The sequence below is a fragment of the Pseudophaeobacter sp. genome, assembly GCF_048267565.1.
Lineage (GTDB): Bacteria > Pseudomonadota > Alphaproteobacteria > Rhodobacterales > Rhodobacteraceae > Pseudophaeobacter > Pseudophaeobacter profundi.
In genome coordinates, this window is the sequence record NZ_JBLWXG010000010.1 from 71,017 (window position 1) to 97,883 (window position 26,867).

Sequence of the window (26,867 nt, forward strand, 5' to 3'; positions counted from 1 at the left end):
GCTTGCCCATCTGTCTGTTTTATAGGCATTTCCTGGCGTAGGGCTGCGTTCGACATCTGTCATGTTGACGGAATGGGCTATGGCGCGCAAACTCTTGTTACAACACCACCTTATTCTGCCGCAGCTGAGGGGAATCGAGCGGTGTTGTTACAAGACTGGAGCCATGATTTCGCAGTGCTGCGGCATTTTGGCCTTATCAGTTTTTGAAACTGTCACTGTTTGTTGGGCGCAATGCCTCGCACTCTTTCAATATAAAAAAACAATAAGAAACAAGACCAACAACCCACTAGGGAGAAAAATGAACATGACTACCAAATCTAGCGTCACTCGCCGGACCCTGCTGAAAAGCGCCGGTGCGGCTGCTCTCGCAGCGCCGCTCTATTCCAAAAGCGCGCTGGCGTCTTCGGGGGAAGTGAACATTCTGATGTGGTCGGATTATCTGCCGCCTGCCTTCATCGAAGGCTTTGAGGCAAAGACCGGCATCAAGGTAAATTATACTGGTATTGGCTCTAACGAGGAAATCATCAACAAGATGAAGGCCACCAAGGGTCAGGGCTTTGATATTGTTTCGCCGACCAACAACCGGTCGCTGCAGTGGGGCCCGCTGGAACTGCTGAAACCATTCGACATGAGCAAGGTCAACATTGACGCGGTGAACCCGGCGATGGCAAAAATCGGTACATCTGCCTGGAACTTTGACGGCGCCGGCGTGCATTGGCTGCCGCATATCTGGGGCACCGAAGGCATTGCTTATCGCACCGACAAATGGCTGCCAGCGGGCGATGCGCCGTCTTATGGCGATGTCTGGTCCGAAGAAAACGCCGGCAAGACCATGGGTCGGGCCCATTCTATGATGCTGGGGGCCGGGCTCTATATGGAAGCCTCTGGTGAAATGGAGCCGGGGTCTGTCTGGGCCGCCTATGGTGACGAAGACACCATGCGCGAGGTCTGGGGCAAGATCACCGACTGGTGCATGGCGCGCAAAAACCGGATCAAGCTGATCTGGAATGATGCCGATACGCAGAAGAACGGCCTTCTGAACGAAGGCGTTGTGGTTGGGCAAACCTGGGATGGTCCACCTCTGGCGCTGAAAGCCGCGGGCGAGCCTGTGCATTATCAAGCCCCTGTTGAAGGTGCGATGGCCTGGGTGGATGGCATGTCCATGCCGGTTGGCGCGAAAAACGAAGAGCAGGTCTATGCCTTCATCGACTATGCCTTTGGCCAGGAAGCCGCCGGCAAGGCGATTGACAGCCATGGCTACAACTCGCCGGTTCTGGGGGCCGATACCTATTCCGGTGAGGTCTACAAAAAGAACTTTGCCGAAGCCTATCCCGGCGACAGCCTGGCCAATCTGAACCCATGGCCTGCCGAAGCGCCTTGGTACGCCGCAGTGCGGACCGAGTTCGTCAACAAGTTCAAAAGCGCCTGATTTGTTTTTGACAAACTGGCCTCCGGTGTTCCGGGGGCCAGTCCAGGCGCCCTGTGCGCAGAACACATCTGAATGAATAGAGCAGCCTGTTTGCACCGGGGGTATTCTCCACCGGGCAGTAGAGTTGTGAGCTGAGGAGAGACCACATGAGTGCTGGGGTCGGCGTAGATCTTGAAAACCTCTGGATCCGCTTTGGAGATTTTGTCGCGGTACGCGACGCAAAAGTGCATATCAACGGAGGGGATTTCTTTTCCTTCCTTGGCCCCTCGGGCTGTGGCAAGACAACGATCTTGCGCGCGGTTTCGGGCTTTCTGGAACCCAGCGAAGGCCAAGTGTTGATTGGCGGCAAGGACATGAAGGGGATCGGCCCCAACAAACGTCCCACCGCGCTGATCTTTCAGAACCTTGCCTTGTTTCCGCTGATGAAGGTTTGGGAAAACATCACCTTCTCGATGGAGATCAAGGGGGCCTCTGCGCGGGAGCGTCGCAAGCGCGCGGATGAACTGCTGGATATGATTGCCCTGCCGGATCAGGGCGACAAGCTGCCCTCGGAGCTGTCAGGCGGCCAGCGCCAGCGGGTTGCCATTGCCCGTGCGCTTTGTGCTGAACCCGATGTCTTGCTGCTGGATGAACCGCTCTCGGCGCTGGATCTCAAGCTGCGCCAGCACATGCGCACAGAACTGCGTGAAATCCAGAAACGGGTGGGCATCACCTTTATCTACATCACCCATGACCAGGGCGAAGCCTTGACCATGTCCGACAATATTGCGGTCATGCGGGCCGGTGTCATTGACCAGATTGGCGATGGTAAGACCATCTACAACGACCCTTCGACCGCTTTTGCCGCCTCTTTTGTTGGGGAAAACAACGTCTTTCGTGGCACCGTGAAGCAGGTGCAGGGCGATACCGCCCTGATCGCCACCAATCGATCCGGCGATCTTTTGGCGCGGGTGTCCAGTGCCAATAGGGGCAAGATGAAACCGGGGGACGATGCGATGATGTTCATCCGCCCCGAAGCCTTTGCCCTGGCGCCGGTGGGCAGCGAGGGCGACCATTTTGTCACCGCCACCGTCACCAACGAGGAATTTGAAGGCAATGCCTTCAACATCTTCATGGAAGGCGACGGCGGTAAGGAAATGAAGGTCTCGCTGCCCAATCTGGGCCAGTCCTTTGACAGCCACAAGGGGCAGCCGATGACCCTGCAATATGATGTCCAGAACGCTGTGGCCTTGCCGGCCGGCGATCTGGCCACCGAATAGGGAGACTGGCGATGCCTCGTTTCCTGAAAGAGTTCTTTGACCGCAACGGTCTGGGAATTGGCTCCTTGATGCTGGGGTTGGTGCTGTTCTGGACCATCGGTCTGATCATCCTGCCGCAGCTGTCGATGCTGGACTTCTCTTTTCGGCCCAACCTGCCGCCGCCAGAAATTGGCGGGCCAAAAGACGTCTACACGATGGAAAACTACAAATATCTGGTCTTTGGCCCCGAAGGCGGCAGTCAGGACTATAATGCCGTTGATCTGAAGGTGTTTTACCGCACCCTGATTGCGGCGATCTTTGTCACCATTTTCAACCTGATCCTGTGCTATCCAATCGCCTATTACCTGGCTCAGACCAAGGGCAATCACATCCGCATCTTTGCGCTGATGCTGATCATTCCCTATTGGATCAACGAGATCCTGCGCGCCTTTGCCCTGCGTATTATCTTTGGCGAGACCGGCGTGTTGAACAATCTGCTGGTCGCGGCTGGGGTGTTTGATACCCCGTTTGATTTCATCCGCAACGATATCGCGCTTTATGCGGGGCTGGGCTATGCCTATATCCTGTTGATGATCTTTCCGATCTACAACGTGATCGAAAGCCTGGATCGCAACCAGATCGAAGCTGCCCGCGACATGGGGGCCAGCTGGCCGATGATCCACCGCCGCGTGGTCATCCCCTATGCCAAACCGGGGATTAGCTCGGGCTGTACCATGGTGTTCATGCTGTCTGCCGGGGCACTTGCGGCGCCGCAAATTCTGGGCGGGCCGTCTTCTCTCTGGTTTACCCAGCTGATCTATCAGCAATTCAACGACAACTCTGACTGGCCACAGGGCGCAGCCTATGCCGTGGTGCTGCTGGTCACCTGTATCCTTCTGGTGCTGGCAGTGATGCGCCTGTTCAAGGTGAACATGGGGGATATCGGCAAATGAAGAACCTTTCTCTTATGCGCCTCAGCATCTGGGCCTATCTGGCGATCTTCTTTGCCTATCTGCTAGGGCCTTTGGTGATCATGTCGGTCACCGCCTTCAACTCTCCCGAGTTTCCCCGTGCCACCCCCTGGGAATGCCTGACCTTTGAATGGTTTTCGGCTCTGTTTCAGGACGAACGGATCCTCAACGGTATCAAGAACTCTGTTATGGTGGGCTTTGGCACCGTTATCCTGTCGGTGGCCATGGGGCTGGCTGGGGCCCTGATGCTGACCCAGATCTGGCCCAAGCTGCGGGCGACCTATTACACCATCATCATTGCGCCGATCCTGGTGCCCGGTGTGGTGATCGGTATCTCGACGCTGGTGTTCTGGGACCGGATCAACCGGATGCTGGGGCTGGGGGCGGATAGTTTCCTGTCCAATGGGCTGTTCCTGACGGTGATTGGCCAATCCACCTTTATTGCCAGTTACTGCATGCTGGTGCTGGTGGCGCGCCTGCAGCGTTATGATGCTGCTCTGACAGAGGCGGCGCTGGATCTGGGTGCCACCCATGCGCAGGCCTTTCGCAAGGTTCTTCTGCCCTTCATGAAGCCCGCCATCGCAAGCGCTGCGGTGCTGGCCTTCCTGGCGAGTTTCGAGAACTACAACACCACCACCTTTACCTTTGGCGAATATCCCACTCTGACCATCGAGCTGGCGCAAAAGGTTCGCTATGGCATCACCCCGGCGATTTCGGCGCTGGCCTTTATTATCGTGTTGCTGACGGTCTTTGCCGCGCTGTTCAACGAGGCCAATATCCGTCGCAAGGAACTGGTGCTTGAGGCGCGCAAAGGGGCCACCGTCGAAGAGCTCAGCTCAGGTCGCCTCAAACTGCCCGGCTTTCTCAGTTCCAACTGGGCGGCGGTGGCGCTGGTGATCGTGGCCTGTGCGACGGTGGTCGTGGTGGGGACCGCAACGGTCTATAGCCCGCAGCAGTGTATCGCCGATGTACAGGAGCAAAAGCGCTTGGAGACAGAGATGCGTATCCAGGAGTTGCAGCGCCAGCGCGAACTGCGCCGCGAGCAGCAAGAGGCAGAGCAGGGCAGCACAGCGCCAGCCCAGTCTCAACCTGCGGATAACAACTCTGGCTTTGGTGGCGTCTTTGCCCCCAGTACCCTGTCGGGTGAGGACGAGAGTGGCACTGCTGAGCCTGCGGAGGAAGACTCTGGTTTTGGGGGCGCCTTTGCCCCCAGCACTTTGAGTGGCGATGGCGACTGAGCCCGCGCCCCTACGCCCCCTCCTGCGCGCCACTGTGCAGGGTGGCATTATCCCCCCCCCGCCCGACAGCGATGTCGGGCGGGGGGTTTGCATTCATCTGCATCAAATGGGGGGCAGGACACCCTGATGCGGTCTGGCCAGAGGCTTGCTGGTTAAAACACCTGGTGCGTCTGCGGCCAGGGGTGCACCTGACAGCCGCGCCATATGCCAGGCCAGGGCCTGATTGCTGCTGATCACGGGTTTGCCGATGCGCTGCTCCAGATCGTCAATGATGTCCAATGTGCGCAGATTGGTACAGCTGAGAAACACTGCCTGAACCAATGGATCCGCGCCGACCTGCAGTGCGGCAGCATGGATCGAGGCAGGGTCGATGCGGGCGACATTGGCCTCGACCTCTTCACCAAAGGACAGAAGGCTTGGCACCTGAAGGCCTGCGGTCTCAAAGGTTTGGCGCATCGGACCAGAAACAGAGTCTATATAGGGCGAAACCAGCCCGATCGAGGTCAGATCTAGCGCCGCAAAGGCGGCCAGCGTTGCGCCAAGCGGCTGCGCCACATGCCGGGTGGTCAGGGCGCCCTGCACCAGATCAGTCACCCGGTCGGGGCCAATCAGGGTGGTGCCAGAGGTGCAGCCATAGGCGACCACATCAAACGCTACCCCCTGCGGCAAGAGCGCTGCCGCCGCGGGAAGGTCGCGTCCCATCTGGGCGATGGTTTCCGGGGTCAGCGCTGCGCCGGACGGGATGCGATTGACATAGAGCGCGATGTCGCGACTGGGAAACAGGCGGCGAAAATCCTGCTCGATGGTTTCATCCACCTGCAGGACAATCAGACCAAAGGTGGCGGCGGATCCGATTGGTCCGGTCAGCTGATATGGGAAGTGCTGCATGGCGCTGGGCTCCTGGTAGGGAAAAGGCGAGGCGCAGCTTTGCCGGTTCTGGCCGCCACTGCAAGGCTGCTAACTGATGGTGGGCTTTGTGTTTGGCGCTCGCTGCCCAAGGGGCACTGCCTGTCAGGTCGGGGCGGTGCAGACCACTTTTGGCCCTGAACGCCATATATTTACCCCAGTTGGGCCGACTCCCTACCGTTTTTTCATGACAGAACTACGGCTTGAAGCGGAGATCCCCACCGGCCCAAGGCCAGTGTTGGCAGGCGATCCGCAGGTGCAGGTAAGGGCTTGGTAGGGCGTCATGGCTGTTTTAGACAATGCAATCTGGTTGACCGGGGCAGGTGGCAGCGCCGAAGACGGCAGCACCACCCTGTCCGAAGCGGGGCAGAGTACCACGGTCACCGGGCGCTTTACTGCTGCAGCCTGGGATGCCAGCCAGTCCGGCACCGCAGTTTCGGATTTCGGCGCCTTCGGGGTCACCGGGCCGATCACCGCGGAATATGGGTTTTCCAATCCCATTACCCAGCTTGCCTTTGATCTACAGCATGTGAATGCCTCTGGCAGCAGCCATGACGACAAGTTCACCCTGCGCATTTTGGATGCCTCTGGTGTACTGGTCCCGGCGGATGAAGTAATCGCAGGCCTGACCGGCGTGACCCACCATAGCATCACCACAAACCCGGATGGCACCGTTTCCATCGAGGCAGAGGGCAGCAGTGCTGATGATATTGGCGTGGCACTGGAGGGGCCGATCTCGGCGCTGGTGGTGACCTATGAAAATGGCGCTGATGCACCGCAGTCAGGCGGCGCGGGAATTTCGGATCTGTCATTTTCTATCCCGCCACCGCTGGATTACCAGGTTGAGGGCACCGCCGGTGATGACCTGATCGATGCAAGCTATCTGGGCGATCCCGAAGGCGACCGGGTCGACAACAGCGATGCGCAGGATGGCTCTCAGGATGACACGATTCTGGCGGGCGATGGCAATGACACCGTACTTGCGGGGGATGGAGACGATTCCATCGAGGCCGGCGATGGCAATGATTACGTCGAGGGCGGTGAGGGCGATGATACCCTGCGCGGCGGCTGGGGCGACGATACGCTTTATGGCGGTGCGGGTAATGACAAGCTCGAAGGGCTCTATGGCAATGACCTGATCTATGCGGGCGCTGGCGATGATCATGTCTTTGGCCGTGACCAGGATGACCTGATCTATGGCGAAGACGGCAACGATACCCTGATCGGCAGCAAGGGCACAGATACTGTCTGGGGCGGCGCGGGCAATGACACCCTGGCGGGCAGCCAGGGCAATGACGAAATGCATGGCGGCGCAGGCAATGACCTGGTGTTTATTGGCGTGCATGAAGATTCCGACCGGATCTTTCTGGATGAAGGCAATGACTTCCTGGATGGGGGCTCGGCCGGGTCATCGTTTTACGGCGAAGGCGGCACTGGCGATGACCGGATGAACAGCGGCGTCGGCGATGACACCCTGCTGGGCGATGCGGGCCGCGACAGCCTGGATGGCGGCGCGGGGGCTGATCATCTGGATGGCGGTGCGGATGACGACAGCATCGTCGGCGGCACCGGAAATGACAGGCTGATCGGTGGCACCGGCGCAGATACCCTGCAGGGCGGTGATGACCGTGATATCATTTTTGGCGGCAGCGGCGATCTGGTGGATGGCGGCGAGGGCGGCGATGACCACGATGTGCTGGACCTGCGCGGTGCAGGGCGCAGCACGGTCACCTTTGACCCGGCGAATAGCGAGGCCGGCCGGGTCGATTTTCTGGATGACGCGGGCAAGGTTACAGGCAGCCTGAAGTTTTCCAATATCGAAGAGGTAATCCCAGAGACGGTGGCCTGTTTCACCCCCGGCACCCTTGTGTTGACCCCAGCTGGGCAGATCCCGGTGGAAGAAATCACAGAGGGGGCGCGGGTTTGCACGCTGGATCACGGGGTCCAGCGGGTGCGCTGGGTTGGGGTGCGCCATCTTGATGCCCTGGATCTGGCTGCGCGACCCTGGTTTTGCCCGGTGCGGATCATGGCGGGGGCCCTGGGGGACAACCAGCCCAAGCAGGATTTGCTTGTGTCGCCCCAGCACCGCATGTTGCTAAGTGGCGCCCATGCAGAAATGTTGTTTGGCACCGCAGAGGTTCTGGCCGCCGCCCAGAGCCTGGTGAATGGGCGCTCAATCCTACGCGCCGAACCTGGCTCGGTGACCTATATTCATCTGCTGTTTGATAGCCATGAAATCATCTGTGCCAATGGCGCCTGGAGCGAGAGTTTTCAGCCCGGCGAGCAAACGCTGTCCGGTATGGCGGCGGCGCAGCGGGCCGAGGTCCTAGCCCTGTTTCCCAAAGCGGCGTTGATCGGCAAGCGCTTTGCCGCGGCCCGTCCATCGCTGAAATCCTATGAGGTGGAGATATTGCAGAGCTTTGCAGGCCCGTTGACAGGTGCGCTTGAGGGGGCGCAGTGATCCAGGGGGAAATCTTGGGCGCTGGGGCTAAATGCGCAGGAAACGGGTCGCGCTGCGCGCTGCTCCCCCGCAGGGTTGGGGTCTCTCTGCCCCTTGTTGAAGAAAGCGCGCCCCGTGACCAAACCTGCCTCTCCTGCAATTGATCTGACTGCCGGGTTCTTGCTGGCGGCGCTGGCGCTGGTCTGGGGCGGATCGTTCTTTTTTGCCGAGATCGCATTGCGTGCACTGCCGCCGCTGACCATCACCCTGTTTCGTGTGACCCTGGCCCTGCCACTGTTGTGTCTGGTGCTGCGCTACAAACGGATTGCCCTGCCAAGAGATTGGCGGATCTGGCGGGCCTATCTTGTCATGGGGGGGCTGAATAACGCGCTGCCGTTTTCGCTGATCTTCTGGGGGCAGACCCAGATCGAAAGCGGGCTGGCCTCGATTTTGAACGGGACCACGGCGATGTTTGGCGCTGTGGCAGCGGGGCTGTTGTTGAAGGATGAGCCACTGACACCGGCAAAACTCATCGGGGCGGCCCTGGGCGGGCTGGGGGTTGTGGTGATCATGGGGCCTGCGGCCCTGGCCGATCTGGATTTGCGCAGCCTGGGCCAGCTTGCTGTGCTGGGGGCCGCCCTGTCCTATGCCCTGGCCAGTGTCTGGGGCAAGCGCCATCTGGCGGGGCAACCACCGCTGATGAATGCGCTGGGGATGCTATTGGGCAGCACGGTCTTGATGCTGCCGGTGGCGCTCTATGTTGATGGACCGCCGCGGTTTGATTTCGGCGCTGAAACCTGGGGCGCGCTGCTGGGGATTGCGTTGCTGTCCACGGCTCTGGCCTATCTGCTGTATTTTGAGATATTGCGCCGGGCTGGTTCGGCCAATCTGATGCTGGTGACCCTGCTGATCCCGCCCGTTGCGGTAAGCCTGGGGGCGGTGCTGCTGGCCGAGCGCTTGCCGCAGGAGGCCTATCTGGGATTTCTGGTGATCGGTCTGGGCCTGGTGGTCAGTGATGGCCGCCTGCCAAGAAAGATCCTGAACAGGCGGCGCGGGGGCGTCGATGCGCCCTGAAGGATTAGTGACCTTCCTTCACCGCATCCGGGTGGGCCGCCGCAAAGGCGGGGTGTGAGATGCAGCTTTCCTCTACGGTGCAGATCCGTGGCAGATCGGAAAAATCGACCTCCCAGCGACGCGCATTATAGAGCTGCGGCATCAGGCAGATATCGGCAAGGCCAGGCCGGTCTGCAGTACAGAACGGCGCGGCGTCATAGGCCTGCAACAGCTGTTCAAAGGCCTGCAATCCGGGGCGGATAAAATGCTGCATCCAGCGGCCGGGCATATCCTTGGCCCCATCGGATAGCAGAGTGGCCTGTTTGGCCACCTGCAGATTGCAGACCGGATGCAGATCAACCGCAATGCTATGGGCCAGCGCCTGGGCCTGGGCCCGCGCCGCCGGATCCTTTGGCAGCAGGCCCAGATCGCGGGTTTGATCCAGATAGTCCAGTATCGCCAGCGATTGGGTCAGGCGCAGCCCGTCGATATCCAGCACCGGCACCAGACCCTGTGGATTACGCGCCAGATGGGCGGGGCTTTTGTGTTCGCCTTTGACCAGGTCCACCGCGATGGCACGATAGGGAATGTCGGCAAGGTTCAGCGCAATGCGCAGCCGATAACTGGCCGAAGAGCGCCAGTAGTCATAGAGGACCACCTCAGACATCCGTGGTTCCCTTGGCTGATGGCAGCGCGGCGGCGGCCAGCGCCTGTTGCAGCACCGCAGTGTCGCCAATGTGATTGGCCAATAGCAGGATCAGCCGGGCGTTGAAGGCCTCGCTATCGGCTTTATCCCGCCCCTCATGGGCGGCAAGCAGATCGGCGTAGAAATCATCGGCGCAATTGATATTTGGCTCCAGGATCAGCTTTGTATCAGACATCTCGGGTTACTCCTTTCCAACGGCGCGGCGCAGGGCGGCGCGGAATTGGTTGTCGTCATAAGAGGGACGGCGGGCCGCGACATGCTGATCGGGCCGGATCAGGTAGACGCCGCTTGGGGCCTTGCCCAGATAGCGATCTTGCAGCGCCCCGGTTTTGTCATCCTTGACCGAGAGAGCCAGACGTTTCACGGTGAGGCCTGCTTCGGTAATTTCATCAGGCGCGTCCGCGTCGATGGTCAGCAGGATAAACTGATTACCCAGCTTTGGCAGCAGGAAATCATCCCCCAGCGGTGCATCGGGGCAGGCCGATCCTGGCCGGGTGCGCTCTGGTCCATCGGTCAGGGCATCTGCCGAATTCAGCGGCGATCCATCATAGGTGCAGGGCTGTGACAGGCGACCGGAATTCACCAATGGGCGGGCAAAGGCATAGTGCTCGCTGAGGTCGAGCACCGCATCGCGCAACAGCCGCGACATCTCTGACTTGGGGGTGATGAAATCGGTAGAGCGGCTGGAGTTGAGGATGTTTTCCTCGGCACCCTGCACCCGCTCCAGGTTATAGCTGTCTAGCAGGCTCTCAGGGGCCTTGCCGTCGATCACCAGTTTCAGTTTCCAGCACAGGTTGTCGGTATCTTGCAGGCCGGAATTGGCACCGCGTGCTCCAAAGGGAGAGACCTGATGCGCCGCATCGCCGGCAAACAGCACCCGACCGTGGCGGAAATCTTCCATCCGGCGGCATTGGAAAGTGTAGATAGAGACCCACTCGAGCTCAAATTCCACCTCGTCGCCCAGCATGGCCTTGAGACGGGGAATGACGTTTTCGGGGCGTTTCTCGCGCTCTTTGTCGATATCCCAGCCCAGCTGCAGATCAATGCGCCAAACACCGTCGGGCTGTTTGTGCAACAGCGCTGATTGGCCCCTGTTGAAGGGGGGATCAAACCAGAACCAGCGCTCGGTCGGGAAATCGGCCTCCATCACCACATCGGCAATCAGGAAGTTGTCTTCAAAGATGCGGCCAACAAAATCCAGCCCCAGCATGCGCCGGGTCGGCGATCCGGCACCATCACAGGCGATCAGCCAGTCTGCCTCCAGGTTATAGGCGCCTTCGGGGGTATCGATTTCCAGCGTGACATGGTCGGGGTGGGTGCCGATGGCCGAGACCTTGTTGCGACCGCGGATCTCGATTGGTGCGCCCTGATCTTGCAGCTCGCGGACTCGATCAACCAGATAGGCTTCAAGGTAATACTGCTGCAGGTTGATAAAGGCGGGGCGCTGATGGCCTGCTTCCGGCAGCAGGTCAAAATCATAGACCTGCCGGTCATCAAAGAAGACCTTGCCCTTGTTCCACAGCACCCCCTTGTCGATCATCGGCTGGCCACAGCCCAGACGATCAAGGATCTCTAGTGGTCGTTTGGCAAAACAGATGGCACGCGAGCCAAAGCTCACCTTGTCGTTTTCATCGAGGATCACGACCTCGACACCTTCCTGCGCCAGTTCGATCCCCGCAGCCAGGCCAATCGGGCCGGCGCCAACCACCACCACGCGGTGGCGGACCGGGGCGGCACTGTCCTGATCCGCATGGCGGGCATAGGGATACATCGGGATTTCAAAGATCTTGCTCATCTGGTCTCCTCCCAAAGGGGGTGCCAATCCTGATCATCTGATCGGCACAACGTCTCTGTGTCCCGGCAAGCTAGCCCTGCCGGGAGGACATCCTATCGTCTCATATGTTTCAGCCCGGCGGTACGATCTGGATCAAATCGCGCCGTTGCAGGCTGTCACATCAGCGAGGCGTTCACCCCTGCAGTGCGGCCCACATCTCCAGATCGCGTTCGGCGGTCCAGATACGTGGTGTGTCAATACCTCGGGCCTCGTCAAAGGCGCGGGCCACGTTGAAGGGCAGGCAGTGTTCGTAGATGGCATAGTCTTTGAACTTGGGGTCACATTCGGCGCGCACCGCATCCCAGGCCTCTTTCAGGGTGCCGTTGCGGGCGGCAACCCGTGCTGCAGGGCGATAGGTGCTTTCCACAAAATCGCGGGTGTTTTCAATCGCCGCGTTGACCATTTCCTTGCCAACCAGCGCGTCACCGCGACCGGGGGCAATGGCGTCCACGTCAAAGGCCGCGATATTGTCCAGGGTATCCCCCCAGTCGCTGAAGTGACCGTCACCGCAATAGCAGGCAGAGTGGTATTCAACGATGTCACCGGTGAACATCACGTTCTCATCCGGCACATGCACCACAATGTCCCCCGCTGTATGGGCGCGGCCCAGATGCATCAGGTCGATGCGGCGATTGCCAAGATAGACGGTCATATCTTCGCTGAAGGTGGTGGTGGGATAGGTCAGGCCGGGAATGCTCTCGTGGCCTTCAAACAGGCGCGGGAAACGCTGGAATTCGCTGTCCCAGTCTTCCTGGCCCCGTTCCACCACCATGGCGCGGGCGGCATCGCCCATGATCACCTGACCAGCACCAAAAGCCGAGGCCCCCAGCACCCGCACAGCGTGATAGTGGGTCAGCACCACATGGCTGATGGGTTTGTCGGTCACCGAGCGCACGCATTCGATCACCTTGTTGGCCAGACGGGGGGTCGCCTGGGCCTCAATAATCATCACGCTCTCATCGCCGATGATGACGCCAGAGTTGGGATCGCCCTCGGCGGTGAAGGCATAGATGTCCTTGCCCACTTCGCTAAAGGTGATTTTCTTTTCGCTCATGTCCCCTTGGGACGCAAATGCCTTGGCCATGTCTCTATCCTTTTGTCACGGGTCAGGGGCGGTGAACCCGCCGCTGACAAATATCTAATCGGCCTGCCGTCAGGCAACCGGAGGCCAGACCTTGGCCGGCAGGATCTGGCCCGTGCAATCGCCAAACCCGATGGTAAAGCCATCACCTCGGGCATTGCCGCGCAGCGTCAGAGTGTCGCCATCCTCGATGAAGCCACGGCTTTCGCCAGTTTCTAGGGTAAAAGGCTCGCGCCCGGCCCAGCTCAGCTCCATGAGCGAACCGAACTCGGACCGCTCGGCGCCCGAAATGGTGCCAGAGCCCAGCAGGTCGCCTGTGTTCATCTCGCAGCCACCAATAGCATGATGACACAGCTGCTCCGCCGCCGAGTAATACATCCGGTTGTAGTTGGTCTTGGCAATGGAAGAGGCCGTCGCCGCGCCTTCGGGCTGCATCAGAACTTCCAACTCGATGTCATACAGGCCGTCCTTACTGCCATTCAGATAGGGCAGCAGCTCTTTCTCGCGGGCCGGGGTCGGGGCACGGAAGCTTTCCAGCGCCGCAGCGGTGACGATCCAGGGCGAAATCGAGGTGCCAAAGGCCTTGCCCTGGAACGGGCCAAGCGGCTGGTATTCCCAGCCCTGAATATCGCGGGCCGACCAGTCGTTCAGCAGCACATAGCCAAAGATCATCGCATCGGCTTCATCGACGGTGATGGGCTGGCCAAATTCAGATCCGGTGCCAACAATGGCACCCATCTCCAGCTCGATGTCCAGACGTTTGGTCGGCCCAAAGGATGGCATCTCGGCGTCCGGCGCCTTGGTCTGGCCATTGGGGCGGTGAATCGGCGTGCCGGAGACCACAACAGAGGAGGCGCGCCCATTATAACCAATGGGAATGTGCAACCAGTTGGCGGGCAGATCCGGGGAGCCCCGCAGGATCGCCCCCATGTTTTTGGCGTGCTGCATACCGGCATAAAAATCGGTATATTCTGCCACGGCCAACGGCATGTGCAGCTCGGCCTCTGCCTGGGCCGTCAACAGCGGCTCCAGCTTGGCCTGCTCGGCCGCGCCTTCGGCCAACAGCGCTGTCAGCCGTTCCCGCAGGGCAGCCCAGACCGCTGGCCCTTCTTCCATCATCTCGTTCCAGAAGGGCATCTCAAACAGCGGATAGTCCGCCAGCTGCAGCAAACCGGCTTCTTCGGCGGCCTGGCAATCCAGGATCATATCACCAATCGCCACGCCACAACGCGGATCACTCTCTTTGGTCGAAAACACACCATAGGGCAGGTTGTTCAAGGGAAAGGGGTGTGCGGCATCATTGGCCGAGCTCACCCAGGATTTCAGAAGCGGCATAGAGCCTCCAGTCGGTTGCAAGATCCGCAGATCTCATTTCATCTTTCCGGAAATACCTCCGGGGGTGAATGGGCCCCGAAAGGGCCCAGAGGGGGGCAGCGCCCCCTTCTGTTTGTTCTTGGTCTACCCGCAGCCTATTTCATACCGGGCGTGCCGTCGAATTTCTTCTCGATGTCGCTCCAGCACTCGATGTAGTCATCCTGCATCGGGGCTTCCTTGGCGGCGAATTCGGTCAGATGCTGCGGGAAACGGGTTTCAATCATAAAGGACATGGTATTTGCCAGCTTCTCCGGGCCGAGGTTGGAATTGGACGCCCCTTCAAAGGCGTCTTTGTCCGGCCCATGCGGGATCATCATATTGTGCAGGCTCATGCCGCCGGGGATGAAGCCCTCTGGCTTGGCGTCATACTGGCCATAGATATTGCCCATCAGTTCGGACATGATGTTCTTGTGATACCAAGGCGGACGGAAGGTGTTTTCGGCCACCATCCAGCGATCACGGAACAGCACAAAGTCGATATTGGCCGTTCCTGGCACGCCCGAAGGCGCGGTCAGCACGGTGAAAATCGACGGATCCGGGTGATCGAACAGGATTGCACCCACCGGGCAATAGGTCTTCAGATCATATTTGTAGGGTGCATAGTTGCCGTGCCAGGCGACCACATCCAGCGGCGATTGTGCGATCTGTGTCTCATGGAACTGCCCGCACCATTTCATTGTCAGGCTTGATGGGGTTTCGCGGTCTTCGAAGGCCGCGACGGGCGCCTTGAAGTCACGCGGGTTTGCCAGACAATTGGCACCAATCGGGCCACGGCCGGGCAGTTCAAATTTTTGCCCGTAATTTTCGCAGACAAAGCCGCGAGCCGGGCCGTCCAGCACTTCGACGCGATAGACCAGGCCGCGCGGAATGATGGCGATTTCCTGCGGTTCCACATCAATAATACCCAGCTCGGTGGCAAAGCGCAGGCGGCCTTCCTGAGGGATCACCAGCATTTCGGAATCGGCCGAAAAGAAATAGGCGTCCTGCATGCTTTCTGTCACCAGATAGACATGGGTGGCCATGCCGACCTGGGTGTTCACATCCCCGGCGGTGGTCATGGTTTTCATGCCGGTCAGCCAGGTCAGTTTTTGCCCGTCATGGGCCACCGGATCCCAGCGATACTGGCCAAGGCTGGCCAGATCCGGGTCGATACAGGGGGCGGATTTCCAATAGGGCAGGTCGATCTTGGTATAGCGATGCGAATGTTTCACCGAGGGGCGGATGCGATAGCACCATGTCCGCTCGGGTGGGTTGGCGGTGAACGCGGTGCCCGAGAGCTGCTCGCCATAAAGGCCGTAGTTGCATTTCTGAGGGCTGTTCATCCCCTGCGGCAATGCGCCGGGCAGGGCTTCACTTTCAAAATCATTGCCAAAACCGGGCAAGTAACCTTCATGCGGGCCAGCAAGTGAGGGGGCCTGAGTCAGTGGGTGTGAATCCGCAGCTTTGTTCATGTCGACGCTCCTTTTCTTCTTGCCGAATTAATAGTTGTTTTTGTAACTAACAAGGGTGAGGAGTATACCATGACTGAAAAAGATGATTTTTCGCTGCAGGATTTTCTACCCTTCTTGCTGAACCGCGCTGCCGAGGATGCTTCGCTGGCTTTTCAGGCGCATTACAAGAATCGCTATGGCATGCTGCGCAATGAATGGCGGGTGCTGTTTCATCTGGGGGTGTTTGGCCAGATGACGGCCAAGGAAATTGGCCAGCGGGCCAAGATCCACAAGACCAAGATCAGCCGCGCGGTGGCCAAATTGGCGGAACGCCGCTTTGTGTCGCGCAGCCGGGATGAAAAGGATCGCCGAGCAGAACATTTGCGGCTTACGCCTGCGGGCGAAGCAGCCTATCGTGATCTGCGCGCCGAGGCACAGAGCTATGACGCCCAGCTGGCGGCACGCTTTGACCCGCAAGAGGTCGCTTTGCTGCGGCGCATGCTGCGCAAGCTGGCATCAATAGAAGAGCCAGTTTCTAGCGCGCCAGAGCGAGATCGGGATTGAAGCCTGCGGGCGAATGACAAAGAGGTAGAGCCAGCATGGACAGTGTGGATGCAAGAACGGCAGAGTTGATCCCCTGGTTGATCGAGCTCGGATTGCGCAGCAGTGGCCGCCAGGAGCTCCTGAACACCTTTTGCGAAAAACTGGTGGAACAGGGCGTGCCGCTTTGGCGGTTCCACCTGGCACAGCGGGCCTACCACCCGAAGTTTGGCGGCATTGGCTATAACTGGACCCGCAGCGGCGGCATCAGCCATGAACACTATGAACGGCGCCAAACCCCGCGCGAGGCCTGGCTCAGAAGCCCCTTTTATCAGCTGCTGGAGCGCAACATTGATGTGTTTCAGTCTGATCTGACTGGCCCGTTGCTGACCCGGCACCCCCTGCTGCAAGAGCTCAAGGATCAGGGGGCAAGCGAATATCTGGCCCTGGCCTTGCGCTTTACCGAAGATAACACTGTCGCTGATCCCAATGCCCCACCGGAAGGGGTTCTGGCCTCCTGGACCTGTGATCGTGTCGGCGGGTTCTCAGACCAGGACAAGGCGCTGATCCAGGCGCTTTATCCGGTGTTGGGGCTGGCATTGAAATCGATTTCAAACCGGCAGATGGCCAGTGACCTGTTGCAAACCTATCTGGGCCGCGATCCGGGGGTGCGGGTGCTTTCGGGGGAATTTCAGCGCGGATCGTCAAATGAGATCGATGCGGTGATTGGCCTGTTCGACCTGAAAGGCTTTACCAGCCTCGCCGGAGAGCTGCCGGGGCCTGCGCTGATCGAAATGCTGAACGACTATTTTGGTATCGCGGTTGAAACGACACATGCCCATGGCGGCAATATCCTGAAGTTCCTTGGTGATGGGGTGCTGGGTATGTTCAACCTTGGCTCCCTGGAGGAGGATGCGAAGGCGGCGCTGGACGCCTCGGCAGAGCTGTCTCGCCGGATCAGCCTGCGCAATGAAGAACGCGCGGCAAGCGGGCTACCGGTTGCCGATTGGACGCTGGCCCTGCATGCCGGGCGTATTCTGTATGGGAATATCGGTGCAGAAAATCGGCTGGATTTCACTGTGATCGGCCCCGCCGTCAATCAAACCGCCCGGATTGCCGACATGCACCGATCGGTGGGCCAGAACCTGATTTTCTCGCAGGTGGTACAGCGTGCGGCCGCTGGCGGTGCGCATGACATGGTTTCCCTTGGGCGCTATATGCTGCGCGGAGTCAGTGAACCGATGGAGCTGTTTACCATCTACCGACCACATGACGCCATGCCATCCCTGGCGCCGCATGCCAGGGATTAGGCTCTGAACTGCGTTTGTACCTGCCGAGGCTAGATATCGATTTCCACACCGGGCAGGTTCACGGCTTTCATCATGTCGCGCAGCTCTTGCCGGGCGGCGATGTTGGAAATGTTCAGCTGCTTGATGCCAATATCCTTGAGGTCAAGCAGCGTCAGGCCACGCGGGAACAACTCGCGGAAGATCACCCGCTCGGAAAAGCCGGGGGCCACGCGAAAGCCGATGCGCTTTGACAGCATGTTGATGGCGCGTTCCATCTTTTCCTTGTTGACCATGCGCTGGGTGCCAACCCGGTTGCGGATCACCACCCAGTCGATGGGCTTGAGGCCAGCCTGGGCGCGCAGCTGGCGGGCATTCCAGACCATCTCTGAATAGACCGAGGGGCCCGTGATCTTTTCGCCCTTCTGGTCGGTATGGGCCAGAAGGTCAAAATCAACAAAGCTGTCGTTCAGCGGGGTGATCAGGGTATCGGCCAATGAGTGGGCCACCTGGCTCAACCGTGTGTGCGATCCCGGACAGTCGATCAGAATGAAATCATTGTCCGGTTCCAGGCTGGATACGGCGGCCGACAGGCGATGATCGTAGACGTTTTCGCCCGGCTGCAGGCTGTCGGCGTCGATCTCGGGAAGTTCGTGCAGTTCCACCAGCGGCAGGTCCAGCGCCGCCTTGGTCATGAATTCCTTGCGGTTCTCCAGATAGCGCCCCAGGGAACGCTGCCGCAGGTCGAGATCGAGGGCGGCCACTTTATGCCCCATGCGGGCCAGGGTTGTTGCCACATGGATAGAGACGGTGGACTTGCCTGCGCCGCCCTTTTCGTTACCGACGACTATGATATGCGCCATCTTTTTGTCCCTTTGGTTCGCCGCGCTACGCGGGCCTGTTGTTGGCGCGACTATAGAGTCGGGGCGAATCAATGAAAAGCGCTCAAATGCGGCCAAAGCCCCAAGTTAGGGCCTGATATAGATCTCATTTGACGGGCTGGCGGGGGCGTTGAACCGCGATGTGGCGAAACAGGGCTGGTGACAAAAAAATGCCGCCCCCGAGAGGAGCGGCATTTCTGAAAACCAAAAGCTTTGGGTGCTTAGAAGCCCAGGCCTTCGTATTTCTTTTTGAACTTGGAGACGCGGCCGCCGGCATCCATCAGACGGGTGTTACCACCGGTCCAGGCAGGGTGCACTGTGGGATCGATGTCCAGCGACATCTGGTCGCCGTCTTTGCCCCAGGTGGAGCGCATCTTCAGAATGGTGCCATCGGTCATTTTGACGTCGATGAAGTGGTAATCGGGGTGAATATCTTTTTTCATGATACCGCTCCTCAGGCCTTTTTGGCTTTGTAGTGTGAATCTTCAGCGATCCGTGCGGACTTACCGCGCAGGGCGCGCAGGTAGTACAGTTTGGCGCGACGCACGCGGCCACGACGCACGACGGCGATGCTGTCGATATTGGTGGAATGCAGGGGGAACACACGTTCCACGCCTTCACCAAAGGAAATTTTGCGCACGGTGAACGACCCGGAGATGCCCGAACCGTTTTTACGGCTGATGCAAACGCCTTCGTAGTTCTGAACACGCGAGCGCGAGCCCTCGGTCACTTTGTAACCGACGCGGATGGTATCACCGGCTTTGAAATCGGGGATGTCTTTCCCCAGGGCGGCAACTTGTTCCGCCTCCAGCTGTGCGATCAGGTTCATCTGATCTTCTCCTATTTTGCTCGTGGTTTTTTCCACGAAGTTTTGCGCGTCCTCAGAGCTCTTGGTCTTCACCGGGTCCCGCATTGCAGCCCGCCAGAGGTTAGGTCGTCCGTTCGCTTAAGCTGTTGGTTCGGGCTGCGCTACAGGGGCCGAAGAAGGCCAGGCAGGGTCGTGCAGTCCAATCACCAACGACTCGGAGACACGAAAAGCGAATCCAAGTAGGCGGTCTGTAGGCGATATGCGCCCCTGGATCAAGGGCACAGAGCGGTCAGAGACCTTTGTTTTACTGCTTTTGCAGCAGCGCACCAAAGAAGTTGATGCCAGTTTCCAGGTTCTCGACCGAAAGCCGTTCGTTGATACCGTGAAACCGCTTCAGATCGCTGCCGTCGATCTTGAAGGGATTGATCCGATAGGCTGCATCGGCGGCCTGGGCGTAGTGGCGCGCATCGGTTGCGGCAATGGTCAGGCCGGGCACGGTGGCGAGCGGACCAAAGGCGGCAAAAATGGCGTCCTTGATGTCCAGATAGCCCGGCCCATCCGAGGCAGAGACCGGCGAGGCGGCACTGGCAAAGCTGGGATCCAGCCGGATCTCGATCTCTGGGTCATCGATGGTGGTGCGGACATGTTCGACAATACTGTCGACGCTGTCGCGCGGATGAATGCGAAAGTTGACGGTGGCAGTCGCCTTGGCGGCCAGCACGTTTTCCTTGCTTGATCCTGACAGCATGGTGGGGGCGGTGGTGGTGCGCAGCATTGCGTCGGTTGACGGCGCGCCGGACAGGATGCCTTCCAGTACCGGGTTGAACAGCCAGCGATTGGCAAAGATCACGCGTTTGTCGATGGGAAAGTAGCGCCCAAGCGCATCAAAGAATTCTTCTGAAATTCCGTTCAGCCCACCGGGAACCGGGTTTGCCTGCAGCCGATCTACCGCGCGGGCAATACGCCCCACCGCCGTGACGCGCGGTGGCATAGAGGAATGCCCACCGGGAGATGTCGCTACCAAATCCAGTGTCACATAGCCCTTTTCCGACAGGTTGATGCTGGCCACCGGCTGAGTCAGGCCGGGGATGATCTTGTCCAGCACAAAAGAACCCTCATCCAGGGCCCAGGCCAGCTGTACGCCCTGGGCTGTCAGATGTTCAGCCACTGCCTTGGCACCATCACCGCCGATTTCTTCATCGCCGCCAAAGCTGAAATAGACGGTGCGTTTGGGCGTGAACCCCTGTTGGATCATATGTTCGGCAGCGCTGAGCATGGCAACCAGTGCGCCCTTGTTGTCGAGCGTGCCCCGCCCCCAGACAAAACCATCCGCCACAGTGCCGGCAAAGGGCGCGTGATCCCAGTGCTGCAGCGATCCGGGCGGGATCGGCACCACATCGTAATGCGCCGCCAAGAGCACGGGTTGCAGGCTGCTATCGCTGCCCTGCCATTTGTACAGTGGCGTCTGCGCGGCCAGCACCTCGCGGCTCATGGTGGCATGAACGACCGGGTAGCTTTGTTCCAGAAACTGCAGGAAGGCGGCAAAATCGGGCCGGGTCAGATCGTCAGACACGGTTTCAAACTGCACCGCCTGCGACAGGATTTCAGTGGCCGCAACAGTATCGGCCCCCAGGGCAAAGCTATTGGCTGTGGCAGTGGCCTCGGGTGGGGTGTAGCGCATCGTATTGATGGTCAGCACCGCCCCAAGTACCAGGATCAGCACAAACAACCCGGCCAGAATGCGCAGCAAAATACGAAGCATCAGAAATCTCCTGTGTGTAAATGCCTCGCAGTGTCACCAGAGGCCTGCCAATCAGTCACGTGATCTGACCATCTTGCCCAGAGGAGCCGCCACTGTCCCGGTTGACGAGGCGTCACTTGGCTCTGTCTTTGCCTCTGGGTGTTTTTGGCGGTGTCTTGGCCTCATGCGCCTGCCACAGATCGGGACGGCGGGTGCGGGTGATCTCTTCGGACATCTTCTGGCGCCATTCCGCAACCTTGCCGTGATGGCCGGACATCAGCACGTCGGGGATCTTCCGGCCCTGCCATTCGGCGGGGCGGGTATATTGCGGATGCTCCAACAGGCCAGAGGAAAAGCTTTCTTCTTCGGTCGAGGCCTGATTGCCCAGCACACCGGGGATCAGGCGTACGGTGGCGTCGATCAGCGCCTGGGCGGCCAGCTCTCCGCCAGTCATGACAAAATCCCCGAGCGAGACCTCTTGGATGTTGTAGTGTTCCAGCACCCGTTCATCGACCCCTTCAAAACGACCGCAGAGCAGCGTCATGCCATCACAGCGCGCCAGGCTTTGCATCATCGCCTGATCCATCGGTTTGCCGCGCGGGGTCAGGTAGATCAGCGGCCAGTTGCCGCCCTTTGGCGCGGTGGTGTCCTGCATGGCGTGGTCGATGGCATTGCCCAACACATCAGCTCGCAGCACCATGCCCGCGCCACCGCCTGCCGGGGTGTCATCGACGTTACGATGTTTGCCCAGGCCAAATTCCCGCAGATCGACCGTTTCCAGCTGCCACAGCCCTTCCTGCAGCGCCTTGCCGGTGAGGCTCTCGCCCAGAACGCCAGGAAAGGCCGTGGGGAACAGCGTCAGGATCTTGGCCTTCCATACGCCGACCAGATCAGGTGTTGGCGTCATCAGCTCACGCGGCTTCAGGGAGGGGCGGATCGCCTTGCGGCCATGGGATTTGTTTGGTGTACTCATGCAACCGTGTTTAGTTCAGATAGATTTGCGCGCAATACAAAGCTTAGGTGTTTTGATGAATTTGGAAAACCCGCTTGATCCCGCTGACGGATCTGGCGTCGATGCGGGCCAGGAGGCGCAGGCGCGCGCCGAGGCCCTGTGGCCCAGGGCAGCGACCAGTGTCGGGCTGCCTGAGGCGGGTGCCACCTTTCGCAGATTGCAGGTTAACAGTCGCCGACAGGGCCACCGCAGTGTTGTAGAGGTCAGGCTTCCGGACGGGGACCGGTTTGTGCTGCGCGCGGATTTCGACGCAGAGCGGTCGCCCAGGTTTGCCAATGTCCTGGCGCGGCACCGGTCAGCGGTAGAGGGTTTGCGCCCGTTGTCTGGGGTGTCGGCACCGGCTATTCTGTGGGAAGATCCGCAAAACCCCTATTACCTGATGGCCTTTGCCCCAGGCGATACCGCATTCCGCAGGCTTGAGGCGAGTGACTATGGGTTTGGCGCGCGCGGCGCTGTCTTGCGACAGATAGGCCAGGCAGTGGCGGCGCTGCATCGGGTTTCCGAGGTCGGAGAGCGGCAATTCTGGCCCAAGTCATTTCTGACCCAGGTTTCTACCCGCGCCCAGGCGGTACGCGGCGGGCAATTGGCCGTGCCCAAGCCAAATAGATTTCTTGGCCTCTGCGCCTTTTTGCATCGCGCGGCGCGGCGGGCGCGGCAACAGTCTTTTATCGGTGCGGTCGAACATGGAGACCTGCATCTGCGCAATATGCTGATGACCGATAGCATGGTCTCTTTCATTGACTTCTCCAACCATAAAGAGACCTACCCGCAGCGGGATCTGGCCTCGATCTGGCTGGCAAACTGTCCGGATCATTTGGCAAAGGATGGGCGCGAACCCGGCTATGGGCTGGTCGCCAAAGAGGACTGGGCGGCCTTTCAGGATGGCTATGGCGCCAATCTGGTGGATGACCCGGTGTTCCGGTTCTTCTTTGCGCTACGCCTTTTTACTTCCTGGTCTCTGCTGACCAAAAAGCCGCAACCGCTGGACGTGAAAGCGCTTCGGCGTGCTGATGCGTTTGTTGCCGTCTTTGACGCGCTTCTGGCCGAAGAGACCGACTAGCATGTCGCGCAAAAGTGGCCGCCGGTTTCGCGCATCCAAAATGTGCGAAATCAACTGGGTTCGCTTGTCACGTGACTGCAAATCAATGCTGAAACCGCTAGAACAGCCCTTCTGGCGGGTCGGCGATGATGCGGCCCTGCTCTAGATCGACTGTGGGCACGGCTGCCAGGGTGAAGGGCAGAAAGACGGTGCCTTTCAGGCCTTCGCCCTGCAATTCCAGCAGATCGCTGGCGCCGTGGTTCTGCACCGATTTCACCCTGCCCAACAGGACACCGCCGGTATCATAAACCGCCACCCCTATCAGATCGGCATGGTAATATTCGTCGCTGGGCAGGCTCGGCAATTGATAGCGGCTGGTGAACAGGCGCAGCCCTTTCAGGGCATCAGCCTGTTCCTTTGTGTCTACTCCGCCGATACGCCCGGTAAAGCCGCCTTTGACGGCCCGGATCAGCGACAGGCTGAAGTGCTGGCTGCCATCTTCATTGCTGAGCGGCGAATAGCGTTCAATCTCGTCGGGGATAGCGCAAAAACTCTTGAGGCGCACTTCGCCGCGTATGCCGTAGGACCCGGCAATGGCACCAACACAGATCAGATCGTTTGCAGGGGGTGTTTTGGGGTCGCTCATTGGGTCACTCTCCTGCGCAGTATCCGGCGCGCACCCATTGGCCGCCAGACGTTGCGCATAGGTCCTTTTGATGGCTGCGCTCGAATAGAATGCCAGAGGTAAAGGCGATCGCAACAAAAATTACAAGGCGGATCAGACGTCCCATGCGCTAGCGCGTCTCGATCGGCAGGGCGGCGCAGCGGCTTTCCCAGCCCAGGCGCTCCAGCTCGGGGCTGTCGGCCAGTTCCTGTGGCCAGCCAATGCAGAAATAACCAATCAATTGCCAGTCGGCAGGGACGGCAAGATCGCGGGCCAGTTGATCTGGATCCAGCACCGAGACCCAGCCCAGCCCCAGGCCTTCGGCCCGCAGAGAGAGCCAGAACAGGGTCACGGCGCAGACCACCGAATAGCGCCGCATTTCAGGCATGGTGGCAGCACCAAGCCCGTGGCCCTGGTTGGTTTCGTCATCGCAGAACACAGCCAGCTGTACCGGGGCCTCGCGCATGCCGGACAGTTTCAACCCGGCATAGCGGGTTGCCTGATCGCCGGAATATCCTTCCAGGGCGGCGGCATTGGCCTGTTCAAAATTTCGCAGGGCGGCATCGCGGGCGGCATCGCTGTCGATGCGCAGAATGCGCCAGGGTTCGCTCAGCCCCACCGAGGGGGCCTGCTGGATGGCCTTGAGGCAGCGCGCCAGCACTGCCTCGTCAACCGGATCTTTGCGGAAGCGGCGCACATCGCGCCGCATCCGCATCAACAGGTCAAGCTGGTCGCGGAACCCGGAGTCAAAAGCGCCCTCAGGGGGCTCTTGGCTGTGCCCGCTTGGGGGCAGGTCCCGCGAGTCCATTGCTTTATTCCGCGTCGGCGGGTGCGGCTGCCTTGGCTGCTTTTTCTTCAGCGCGTGCCTGGGCTTTCTTGCCAGGAGTACCCTTTTTAGGGTTGGAGCGCTCGGTCTTTTCGCGCACGCCAGCCGCTTCCAGCATACGGGCGATACGGTCGGTGACCTGAGCACCCTGGTCGAGCCAGTACTGAACGCGCTCCATGTCCATTTTCACGCGCTCTTCGCTGTCTTTGGGCAGCAGCGGGTTGTAGGTGCCGAGCTTTTCAACAAAACGGCCGTCACGTGGCATGCGGCTGTCAGCAGCTACGATGCGGTAGAAGGGGCGTTTTTTCGAGCCGCCACGGGCCAGACGAAGTTTGATAGCCATGGGGTAAGTCTCCTTTGATGGCGTTGACAGGGATATCCCTGTTATTCCTGGTGTTTCTTGTGGTGTCTGATGACTTCCTGAATGATGAAGTTCAGGAAAGCCTTGGCGAAATCGGGGTCCAGGTTGGCCCGTTTTGCCAAATCTTCCAGCCGTGCGATCTGCGTGCCTTCGCGGGTCGGATCCGAAGGCGGCAGGTCATGTTCAGCTTTCAGCTGACCAACGGCCTGTGTGTGTTTAAAACGCTCGCCCAGAGTATAGACGAGGATTGCATCAAGCCGGTCGATGCTTTCGCGGTGACCGGCGAGAATTTCTGCTGCGCGCGCCACATCGTCGAGATCGGCACTGGCTGTGGTGTTGTGATCAGTCAAGGGCCCATCCTTTTGGTTTGAACAGGGGGTCGGCGTAGTGGCTGATTTCCATTTCAATGCCATGCGCGATCTGGCTGCCCGGCAGCGCCTGCGGGCTGGGGTGGCGATAGACCGCGTCATTGCCGTCAATGGTGTGGGCCGCGTGGTCTTTTACCGCGCCAAGCCGTTCCGCCAGGCGGATCGAGTCGAGGTTCTTGGGGTCAAGATAGCTGACCGCAGTGTCCCAGCCCAGGGTGTTGTAGAAATAGCTGCGGGCCGCATTCGTGGCCTCTAGCGCATAGCCGCGCCCTGCTGCATCCGGCCAGATGATCCAGGCGATCTCGCGCTCGGGCCAGCCAGCGGGCATCCAGCCGCCGGCCATGCCGTAGGTTTCATCCGTCACCTTGTCGTGGATCATCCACATGCCAAAACCGTGAATCTGCCAATGGCCTATTTCGGCCGCATAGAGCATCCAGGATTCATAAGCGTTCAGCGGCCCGCCCATGAAGCGCGCGCGGTAAGAGGCAAAGGTGGCCTCAAAATCGGGGTAATCCGACGCCTCGGGGCCGCGTAGCACCAGACGCTGGGTCTCGATCACTGGGATGCTTAGGCTCATGCCGCGGCCTCCAGTCTGGGGTGACGCCAAATTTGACAGGGCTTGCCCAGCAGCTCTGACTCGCGCTCAAAGCGGGCGCCAAGCCGTTCCGCCAGTGCCATTGAACGACCATTGGCATGGGCGATATAGCTGATCACACCGTTCAGACCCTGGTGTTGCGCCGCATGGCTGCGGGCTGCCGCTGCCGCCTCAAAGCCGTATCCCTTGCCTTCCGCTGGTTCAAACAGGGTCCAGCCCAGTTCCGGTTCAGACCAGCCAGGGGCAAAGATCATGCCGGTCCATCCGACAAAGGTGCCCGAAGTTTTTTCGACGATATGCCACAAACCATAGCCGTTGAGCACCCAATGACCCAGCCGTGACACAAGCGATGTGTAGCTGCCCATGGCATCGCGGGGACCGCCCACCATGTGGCTGCGTGTCGTTGCAAAAAAGGCGATCATGGCTTGCAGATCGTCCAGCTGCGGCGCACGCAGGGTCAGGCGTTCGGTTTCAATCACCGGAATGGGCAGGGAGATCGCGTTCATGCATAGCTCTCCATGCCGCCACTGGCGAGATCATCCGGGCTCATGTGGCGCCAGACCTCCAGAGAGCCTAGTCGGACGTGGCTGAAATCGCCGTCCCGGCTGGCACCCAGGCGCTGCGCGACTTTTCGCGAGGCATGGTTCTCGGGTGCAACCAGGCTGATAGCTGTGGTCCAGCCCAGAGTGTCATACGCAAAGGTGCGGGCGGCGGTGGCTGCCTCGGTGGCGTAGCCCTTGCCGCCAAAACCTTCAAACAGGTCCCAGCCGATTTCTGGCTCTGGCCAGCCTTCGGGGTTCCACAAGCCGATGATGCCTGCAGGTTTGCCGGTTTCTTTTTCAACAAGCGTCCAGCGGCCATAGCCCCGCATCTGCCAGTGGCCGATTTCCAGTGCCAGATGGCGCCAGACCTTGTCCGGCGGCATCTGCCCACCGACAAAGTCGGCGCGCGGTGAGGCATAGAAGGCGCAGAGCGGCTCGAAATCTCTCAACGCAGGCAGGCGCAGCATAAGGCGCTGAGTCTCTATGGTGGGAACCTGGATCATG

Annotated in this window: 28 protein-coding genes; 9 read left to right on the forward strand and 19 right to left on the reverse strand. The window is 59.7% G+C overall.

Going from position 1 to position 26,867, the window contains the following annotated elements; translation table 11 throughout:
• Positions 1-304 precede the first annotated feature (304 nt).
• From ACN0VH_RS17600 to ACN0VH_RS17615, 4 genes are all read left to right on the forward strand, one after another.
• The gene (locus ACN0VH_RS17600) at positions 305-1,429 is read left to right on the forward strand and encodes an extracellular solute-binding protein (protein WP_417701603.1); all 1,125 of its coding nucleotides are present in this window, start codon (positions 305-307) and stop codon (positions 1,427-1,429) included.
• Between the two features lie 146 nt (positions 1,430-1,575).
• Positions 1,576-2,688 (forward strand): ABC transporter ATP-binding protein, encoded by a 1,113-nt coding sequence (locus ACN0VH_RS17605; protein WP_417701605.1) that lies wholly within the window; start codon positions 1,576-1,578, stop codon positions 2,686-2,688.
• 11 nt (positions 2,689-2,699) lie between these two features.
• The gene (locus ACN0VH_RS17610; RefSeq protein WP_278924042.1) at positions 2,700-3,620 is read left to right on the forward strand and encodes an ABC transporter permease; all 921 of its coding nucleotides are present in this window, start codon (positions 2,700-2,702) and stop codon (positions 3,618-3,620) included.
• Positions 3,617-4,876 (forward strand): ABC transporter permease, encoded by a 1,260-nt coding sequence (locus ACN0VH_RS17615; RefSeq protein ID WP_278924043.1) that lies wholly within the window; start codon positions 3,617-3,619, stop codon positions 4,874-4,876. The genes ACN0VH_RS17610 and ACN0VH_RS17615 overlap by 4 nt, the downstream gene beginning before the upstream one ends.
• 102 nt (positions 4,877-4,978) lie before the next feature.
• On the opposite strand, the gene ACN0VH_RS17620 is transcribed toward ACN0VH_RS17615, so the two are convergent.
• Entirely contained in the window at positions 4,979-5,764 is a 786-nt protein-coding gene (locus ACN0VH_RS17620; protein WP_417701607.1) for a maleate cis-trans isomerase family protein, read from the reverse strand.
• 301 nt (positions 5,765-6,065) lie between these two features.
• Here ACN0VH_RS17620 and ACN0VH_RS17625 point away from each other — a divergent pair, with 301 nt between their 5' ends.
• A complete protein-coding gene (locus ACN0VH_RS17625) occupies positions 6,066-8,243 on the forward strand; it encodes a Hint domain-containing protein (protein ID WP_417701609.1) in 2,178 nt (725 codons plus the stop codon).
• A gap of 114 nt (positions 8,244-8,357) precedes the next feature.
• Complete coding sequence (locus tag ACN0VH_RS17630) at positions 8,358-9,296, forward strand: DMT family transporter (RefSeq protein WP_278924046.1); 939 nt, start codon at positions 8,358-8,360, stop codon at positions 9,294-9,296.
• Between the two features lie 4 nt (positions 9,297-9,300).
• On the opposite strand, the gene maiA is transcribed toward ACN0VH_RS17630, so the two are convergent.
• The 6 genes from maiA to hmgA form a co-directional block, all read right to left on the reverse strand.
• Positions 9,301-9,942 (reverse strand): maleylacetoacetate isomerase, encoded by a 642-nt coding sequence (gene maiA, locus ACN0VH_RS17635; RefSeq protein WP_278924047.1) that lies wholly within the window; start codon positions 9,940-9,942, stop codon positions 9,301-9,303.
• Positions 9,935-10,156, reverse strand: coding sequence for a DUF2783 domain-containing protein (locus ACN0VH_RS17640; protein ID WP_417701612.1), 222 nt, complete (start codon positions 10,154-10,156; stop codon positions 9,935-9,937). Before ACN0VH_RS17640 ends, maiA begins: the two co-directional genes overlap by 8 nt.
• 6 nt (positions 10,157-10,162) lie before the next feature.
• On the reverse strand, positions 10,163-11,776 hold the full coding sequence (locus tag ACN0VH_RS17645) for an FAD-dependent oxidoreductase (RefSeq protein WP_278924049.1): 1,614 nt from the start codon (positions 11,774-11,776) through the stop codon (positions 10,163-10,165).
• A 172-nt stretch (positions 11,777-11,948) separates the two neighbouring features.
• A complete protein-coding gene (locus ACN0VH_RS17650; RefSeq protein WP_278924050.1) occupies positions 11,949-12,899 on the reverse strand; it encodes an MBL fold metallo-hydrolase in 951 nt (316 codons plus the stop codon).
• Between the two features lie 69 nt (positions 12,900-12,968).
• Positions 12,969-14,231, reverse strand: a complete 1,263-nt coding sequence (gene fahA, locus ACN0VH_RS17655; protein ID WP_278924051.1) for a fumarylacetoacetase — start codon at positions 14,229-14,231, stop codon at positions 12,969-12,971.
• A 134-nt stretch (positions 14,232-14,365) separates the two neighbouring features.
• Entirely contained in the window at positions 14,366-15,721 is a 1,356-nt protein-coding gene (gene hmgA / locus ACN0VH_RS17660; protein ID WP_278924052.1) for a homogentisate 1,2-dioxygenase, read from the reverse strand.
• A 69-nt stretch (positions 15,722-15,790) separates the two neighbouring features.
• Between hmgA and ACN0VH_RS17665 the strand changes: the two genes are divergently transcribed.
• Both ACN0VH_RS17665 and ACN0VH_RS17670 read left to right on the forward strand, forming a co-directional pair.
• Complete coding sequence (locus ACN0VH_RS17665; protein WP_417701616.1) at positions 15,791-16,264, forward strand: MarR family winged helix-turn-helix transcriptional regulator; 474 nt, start codon at positions 15,791-15,793, stop codon at positions 16,262-16,264.
• A 35-nt stretch (positions 16,265-16,299) separates the two neighbouring features.
• Entirely contained in the window at positions 16,300-17,550 is a 1,251-nt protein-coding gene (locus ACN0VH_RS17670) for an adenylate/guanylate cyclase domain-containing protein (RefSeq protein ID WP_278924054.1), read from the forward strand.
• A 29-nt stretch (positions 17,551-17,579) separates the two neighbouring features.
• On the opposite strand, the gene ACN0VH_RS17675 is transcribed toward ACN0VH_RS17670, so the two are convergent.
• From ACN0VH_RS17675 to trmD, 5 genes are all read right to left on the reverse strand, one after another.
• Positions 17,580-18,389, reverse strand: a complete 810-nt coding sequence (locus ACN0VH_RS17675) for a division plane positioning ATPase MipZ (RefSeq protein WP_278924055.1) — start codon at positions 18,387-18,389, stop codon at positions 17,580-17,582.
• Positions 18,390-18,628: 239 nt separating this feature from the next.
• Entirely contained in the window at positions 18,629-18,850 is a 222-nt protein-coding gene (rpmE, locus tag ACN0VH_RS17680) for a 50S ribosomal protein L31 (RefSeq protein WP_278924056.1), read from the reverse strand.
• Between the two features lie 11 nt (positions 18,851-18,861).
• Positions 18,862-19,236 carry a 50S ribosomal protein L19 gene (gene rplS / locus ACN0VH_RS17685; RefSeq protein WP_232404938.1) on the reverse strand — a complete coding sequence of 125 codons (375 nt, stop codon included), beginning with the start codon at positions 19,234-19,236 and terminating at the stop codon, positions 18,862-18,864.
• A 283-nt stretch (positions 19,237-19,519) separates the two neighbouring features.
• Positions 19,520-20,977, reverse strand: coding sequence for a M20 family peptidase (locus ACN0VH_RS17690; RefSeq protein WP_417701619.1), 1,458 nt, complete (start codon positions 20,975-20,977; stop codon positions 19,520-19,522).
• Between the two features lie 112 nt (positions 20,978-21,089).
• Entirely contained in the window at positions 21,090-21,929 is an 840-nt protein-coding gene (trmD, locus tag ACN0VH_RS17695; protein WP_417701621.1) for a tRNA (guanosine(37)-N1)-methyltransferase TrmD, read from the reverse strand.
• A gap of 55 nt (positions 21,930-21,984) precedes the next feature.
• On the opposite strand from trmD, the gene ACN0VH_RS17700 reads away from it, so the two are divergent.
• Positions 21,985-23,028 carry an aminoglycoside phosphotransferase family protein gene (locus ACN0VH_RS17700; RefSeq protein WP_417701623.1) on the forward strand — a complete coding sequence of 348 codons (1,044 nt, stop codon included), beginning with the start codon at positions 21,985-21,987 and terminating at the stop codon, positions 23,026-23,028.
• A gap of 97 nt (positions 23,029-23,125) precedes the next feature.
• Here ACN0VH_RS17700 and rimM read toward each other — a convergent pair whose 3' ends face one another.
• The 7 genes from rimM to ACN0VH_RS17735 all read right to left on the reverse strand — a co-directional run bounded on the left by rimM (position 23,126) and on the right by ACN0VH_RS17735 (position 26,866).
• Positions 23,126-23,653, reverse strand: coding sequence for a ribosome maturation factor RimM (gene rimM / locus ACN0VH_RS17705; protein WP_417701625.1), 528 nt, complete (start codon positions 23,651-23,653; stop codon positions 23,126-23,128).
• A 148-nt stretch (positions 23,654-23,801) separates the two neighbouring features.
• A complete protein-coding gene (gene bluB / locus ACN0VH_RS17710; protein ID WP_417701627.1) occupies positions 23,802-24,479 on the reverse strand; it encodes a 5,6-dimethylbenzimidazole synthase in 678 nt (225 codons plus the stop codon).
• Between the two features lie 4 nt (positions 24,480-24,483).
• Positions 24,484-24,840 (reverse strand): 30S ribosomal protein S16, encoded by a 357-nt coding sequence (rpsP, locus tag ACN0VH_RS17715; RefSeq protein ID WP_232404945.1) that lies wholly within the window; start codon positions 24,838-24,840, stop codon positions 24,484-24,486.
• Between the two features lie 41 nt (positions 24,841-24,881).
• Positions 24,882-25,208, reverse strand: coding sequence for a chorismate mutase (locus ACN0VH_RS17720; RefSeq protein WP_417701630.1), 327 nt, complete (start codon positions 25,206-25,208; stop codon positions 24,882-24,884).
• A complete protein-coding gene (locus ACN0VH_RS17725) occupies positions 25,201-25,803 on the reverse strand; it encodes a GNAT family N-acetyltransferase (protein ID WP_278924063.1) in 603 nt (200 codons plus the stop codon). The genes ACN0VH_RS17720 and ACN0VH_RS17725 overlap by 8 nt, the downstream gene beginning before the upstream one ends.
• Positions 25,800-26,327: a GNAT family N-acetyltransferase gene (locus ACN0VH_RS17730; RefSeq protein ID WP_278924064.1), complete on the reverse strand. Its 528-nt coding sequence runs from the start codon at positions 26,325-26,327 to the stop codon at positions 25,800-25,802. The genes ACN0VH_RS17725 and ACN0VH_RS17730 overlap by 4 nt, the downstream gene beginning before the upstream one ends.
• Entirely contained in the window at positions 26,324-26,866 is a 543-nt protein-coding gene (locus tag ACN0VH_RS17735) for a GNAT family N-acetyltransferase (protein WP_278924065.1), read from the reverse strand. Before ACN0VH_RS17735 ends, ACN0VH_RS17730 begins: the two co-directional genes overlap by 4 nt.
• Position 26,867: the final 1 nt, after the last annotated feature.